Origin of the sequence: Pelagibacterium luteolum, from assembly GCF_900100665.1 — a bacterium.
Taxonomy (GTDB): Bacteria; Pseudomonadota; Alphaproteobacteria; order Rhizobiales; family Devosiaceae; genus Pelagibacterium; species Pelagibacterium luteolum.
In genome coordinates, this window is the sequence record NZ_FNCS01000041.1 from 1 (window position 1) to 4,897 (window position 4,897).

Sequence of the window (4,897 nt, forward strand, 5' to 3'; positions counted from 1 at the left end):
TCGTAATGTCGGGCGTCTCCTCGAGCAGCGATAGGATCAAAACCTTGCAGGCGTCGATGCGTCCAGATCGACGATCACCTCCCAAGGCCTTGGGAAGAGGCGCTCCCTGATCACGCTGGCGCGCCCTCCAGCGGCTCACACTTGCCGCACTGACACCAAAGCGTTCAGCTGCCTGGCGATGGCTGAGCCCGCTGGCCACGGCGGCAAGAACACGCGTCCGGAGATCGAGTGACAAAGCTTTCGACATGTCCGCCGGCCTCCTCACCCGGCAAACATGATGAATCAGAAACGCGTTGATTTGGGAACCCGCACCGATTCATTCAGCTCGGGTGCCGCTCTAGCTGCGCTTTCAAACCAGCACTCCGGAAGCCAATTCGTCGGTGTGCGCATCCTTGGAAACCGTACCTGACACAGGTCAAAAAGTGCGTAATTGGCTTCCGGAATATCGCGAAAAAAAATGCTGTTCACTGGGATCACTCGGGGATTCCCCTCGAGCCATTTTGGAGATGTCACATGACACCAAAGTCCCCAAAGACCAGCGTTTCGACCCCGGCCTTGCTGGCAGCCATCTCTCAAGAATCAGCGGTCGGTAAGACCACACTGATCACTGTACTTGCCGACTACCTGACCTTAAAACGGCACTCGTTTTCGGCTTTCCAGGCTGACGATAAGCCGCGGCTGAGCGACATGCTCGGCGCCAAGGTGGTCGATCTCAAGCCAGATGCTGACCTGCTCATGGAGCAGCCGTCATTGCTGCGTACTGCGTATTCGCCACTCTATACCGCCTGCAGCTCGGCTAAATCTTTGGGCCAGTCGGTCCTGTTGGATGGCGGAGCACGCGAAGTTGAAAACCTTTGCGGGTTTTTCGCCGATGTGGGGCTGGATGAAGATCTGGTGGCCTGGAATCTGCCCATGGTTATTTTCATCCTGGTGCAAGCAGATCCAGAATCTGTTTCGGCGGCAGTCATGACCTGGAAGCGGCTCAAGGCCGTCTTGCCCAGCGCCAAGATGGTGTTGGTCGAGAACGTTCACGACCGTGGACGCATCGAAAAGCTCAAGCCCACGAGCCCCGCACGGCGTCTGTTCGAAAATGACCTGGCGCCCCTGGTGGCCGGTGCTCCGCGGATCATTATGCCCGCGATCGTTACTGACTTTTGGGTCCCTTTTGAAGAATCCGGCACCCGCTTTCTCAAAGTGATGGCCATGGAGGCCCGGGAGGGCGGAGAAACCTTCTCGATGAGCACGGGCGATTTCAAAATCGCTCGGGGCAATGTCACGCGATTTTTCCAGACCATGCAGAGCCAATTCGATGCCCTGCTGACGGTCCGTGAGGGGGGACCGAAAGATGAGTAAGCCGACCCATGACACTGCCGCGCCGCGGATCTCCCCGGCGCTTCCGACCAGCGCCGATGTAGCGCGCAACGAGCGCGAACGCATCAAGGCAATCGGCGAAAAGGCACGCCAACTCGTTCGTGAGCATATTGAAACGGGGAGGGTATTCCTGCCCAAAGACCTCTACGGCTTCGGGCCTAAAGGCTGTGCCTATTTCACACAGGAGCTCCACAAAGCAATCGCCGACGAGATGGCGCGCGCCAAGAACAGCCCCAAGTCCACCAAACCGGCAAAGCAGCCCAACGCACAAGTCACCTCGCCGAAACTGGTGGAAGTTACCCATTGGAATGACCGGCGCCATTCGCGGCCGCACTACGCGCACGGTCCCATCCGCTGGGGTCTACTTTGTGCCACGCTTTTCGGCGTGCTCTGTTTCTTTCTCACCCGGGCCGGGATCGGGGTTGAGGTCTTTGCCGCCATCTTTTGGTTGGTCGAAACGCTGCAGGGTACCCAATCTTCCACGTTTTCGTCGAACGGATTTTAACAATGAGTAGCTCGAGCACGAATAGCGGATTTCGGTTCCGCAGGCATCGTCAAAGCGCGATTATTGGCGCCGTTTTTGTCGGATCTATCACCGCGCTGTCGGGATATTTTGCCCATGTTGTTCTGCAGACCATCGCTCTGCTCAATCTCTATCGATGGGGCAATAGTCAGTCATTGACTATCCTCTTTTGGGACGTCTGGAGCAGTCTGGAATTCTCAACTGCCTTGATCGAGGTGGGAGAACTCTCGCTATCAGGCGGGCTGGTTGTTGGCGCAGCCGTTGGCTTCGCGATCTGGCGTTCGACGCCAAGAACCAAGCCCTTCCAACAGCCCAATCCAACCGATCCGGAACTGTTTTATGATAGGAAGGCGGAATATGAGCTTAGCGCGGCATTTAAAAAGGGTGGGGGCAAGACCCACGGCGACCCGATCTATGTTGCGCCGTACGTACCGGTTTCGGGTTTGGCTGATCTCAAGAATTTTTTAGTCTGCGGGATCGCTGGGTCGGGAAAGACAAATATCATTCGACCGATAATTTCCCAACTCATCGACCGCGGAGACCTCGTGGTGCTTCATTGCACCAAAGGGGATGTCACCAAGTCCTTTCGGACCGAAGACATTATTCTGGTCTCGCCCACCCATCGTGACGGCTGGGCTTGGAATATGGCCGAAGACATTGTTGGTCGGGACGATGTGCTGGAGTTTTCCGCTATGGTCATCCCCAAATCCGACCAACCGTTTTTCTCCGATACTGCTCGCCTGGTGTTTGAAGATATCGTTATTTCGGTAGCTCAGGACTTCCCGCGTAAATGGGACGCCCGCCTTCTGCTCGAGCGCGTTCTTAGCGATACAAACGCCATTATGGACCGTATCGGCACGCTTGATCTGAGTGCTTCACCCTTGATTAAGGCCAGCGCACCAGATGCAGAGTCGCGGACAGTGGAAAGCATAATGGCGACCATGATCTCGGGCGCAATGACGACTCTAAAGCCGATTGCCTTTGCCTGGAGCGACACACCGCCCGAAAAGACCTTTTCGGTTCGCCGTGTGTTCTCATCGAAGTGGAATGGGCCGAAAATTATGATCGTTCAGACCGATCCACGCCATAAGGTCCTGTCAGAAAATCTCTGTGGCGGTCTCATCCGACGCATTTGCGCCCATGTGACATCTCCAGCGGCCGAACTGGGCAAACGCCGATTATCCATGGTGCTAGATGAATTCAATTCTATCGGACCTATCGAGGGATTTGCCAAAGCCCTCTCGGTGGCTCGAGGAAAAAAGCTCATGGTTTTGGTGTCGCTGCAATCGCTGCAACAATTGTACAGCCTCTATGGAGATGGCGCGCTGGAAATATTGGACCTTCTCCAGATCAAGATCTACGGGCGCCAAGGAGATGGGATCAGCGCGAAAAAAATCTCCGATTCCATGGGCAAACGAGCAATCGAGACGACGGTGCCCAATCGTCTGCCAAAGAGTGATGACAAACGCACCCATGTGTCCAAGACCCAGGATCTGGTCTTGTTCTCTCAGAGCCAGTTCGAGGGTGAGCTCGGCAATTTCTATCCAGGTGCACCTAACGAGGTCATTGCTGGTCTGGTCACCTATGCCGGCAACGCCTATCGCATTGATTGGCCACCCACCAAGTGGGAGGCGCAAAGTGTGGGCTATGTTCCGGCCAAATGGACACAGATTGTCCTCCCACCGAGCGAATAATCTAAAGGCAAAAACGCAAAAGTCTGATGGCGGGCCCGGCCCGCCATTTTGCTGTGTGCACGACGAATCTGCACCTCCGTTTAAGTGGGGGGGCCTGCGGCCCAGGGGCAGTCAAGGCTTTAATCCTACGCTGTCGCTCCGGACACCGCCGGGGCGTTCCCCAACCTTCCGCGCCTTTTGGCTTGTGCAGGCGGGTGATACCCCTTTCCCCGGCGATGGCCCTGACAGCTCCTCCCCGCTCATTGCCGCTCCGGCTAGCTGGTTGCATGCGCAACCCGTTTTCAAAAAGGAGCAGGGTCGATGAAAGCCGATATCTACCAGCGTGTTACCGATGCAATTGTGAAAGAGCTCGAGAAGGGTGTACGCCCCTGGCACAAGCCGTGGTCAGCCGAGCACGCCACCGGGCGCATCACTCGCCCCCTGCGCGCCAATAGCGTTGCCTATCGCGGCATCAATATTCTGCTGCTCTGGTCAGCAGCACTCGAGCGGGGTTTTGCGGCGCCAATCTGGCTCACCTACAAACAAGCCCAGGAGCTTGGCGGTGATGTCCGGAAGGGCGAAAAGGGAAGCCTGGTGGTCTATGCCAACACCATTACAAGAACAGAAGAAGATGCCGACACCGGCCAGGATATCGAGCGCGAAATCCCGTTTATGAAAGGCTATACTGTCTTCAACGCCGATCAAGTGGAGGGCTTGCCACATCATTTCTATGCACTGCAAACGCCGGCGATCGATCCAGTGGCGCGCATAGATAGGGCCGAAGCTTTCTTTGCCGCCACCCATGCTGATATTCGTCATGGCGGCAATCGTGCCTATTATGCAGGCGGGGATGATCACGTGCAGATGCCGCCATTCGAGGCCTTCTGCGACCGCGAAAGCTATTACGCCACCCTGGCGCACGAAGTGGCCCATTGGACAAGTCACCGGACACGCCTTGACCGTGCCCTTGGTCGCAAGAAATGGGGTGATGCCGGCTATGCAAAAGAAGAGCTGGTTGCCGAGCTTGGCGCGGCTTTCCTGTCGGCCAATCTCGGCCTTACGCCAGAGCCGCGGGCAGAGCATGCCAGCTATATTGCCTCTTGGTTGAAAGGTAAGCCTCCGTTGAGGGCCGCCTTGGCTTGAGCGGCCGATCTGGTAGCAAACTATCGCTATGGATATCCTTACTGACAAAAGTCGCGTCGAGCGGCTCGAGATTGTGGACACAGGCCGGCGCCGGCGGTTCAGTGATGCGGAGAAGATCCGGATCGTTGAAGAAAGCTTGTCGGCCCCGCGAATGGGTTCGGCGACCGCACGACGGCATGGAATTGCG

Annotated in this window: 6 protein-coding genes; 5 read left to right on the forward strand and 1 reads right to left on the reverse strand. The window is 56.6% G+C overall.

From position 1 onward, the window contains the following. The coding region (locus BLR31_RS21170) for a helix-turn-helix domain-containing protein (RefSeq protein WP_176762804.1) at positions 1-247 on the reverse strand (247 nt) is incomplete at its 3' end. A 266-nt stretch (positions 248-513) separates the two neighbouring features. On the opposite strand from BLR31_RS21170, the gene BLR31_RS21175 reads away from it, so the two are divergent. The 5 genes from BLR31_RS21175 to BLR31_RS21195 form a co-directional block, all read left to right on the forward strand. Further along, on the forward strand, positions 514-1,353 hold the full coding sequence (locus BLR31_RS21175) for a P-loop NTPase family protein (RefSeq protein ID WP_090600512.1): 840 nt from the start codon (positions 514-516) through the stop codon (positions 1,351-1,353). Continuing rightward, positions 1,346-1,876, forward strand: coding sequence for a hypothetical protein (locus BLR31_RS21180; protein WP_090600514.1), 531 nt, complete (start codon positions 1,346-1,348; stop codon positions 1,874-1,876). Before BLR31_RS21175 ends, BLR31_RS21180 begins: the two co-directional genes overlap by 8 nt. Before the next feature lie 2 nt (positions 1,877-1,878). After that, positions 1,879-3,588: a type IV secretory system conjugative DNA transfer family protein gene (locus tag BLR31_RS21185; protein WP_090600516.1), complete on the forward strand. Its 1,710-nt coding sequence runs from the start codon at positions 1,879-1,881 to the stop codon at positions 3,586-3,588. Positions 3,589-3,888: 300 nt separating this feature from the next. Further along, complete coding sequence (locus BLR31_RS21190; protein ID WP_090600521.1) at positions 3,889-4,710, forward strand: ArdC family protein; 822 nt, start codon at positions 3,889-3,891, stop codon at positions 4,708-4,710. A 28-nt stretch (positions 4,711-4,738) separates the two neighbouring features. Then, positions 4,739-4,897 (forward strand): transposase (locus BLR31_RS21195; RefSeq protein ID WP_143009498.1); only part of this gene is annotated, 159 nt, incomplete at its 3' end.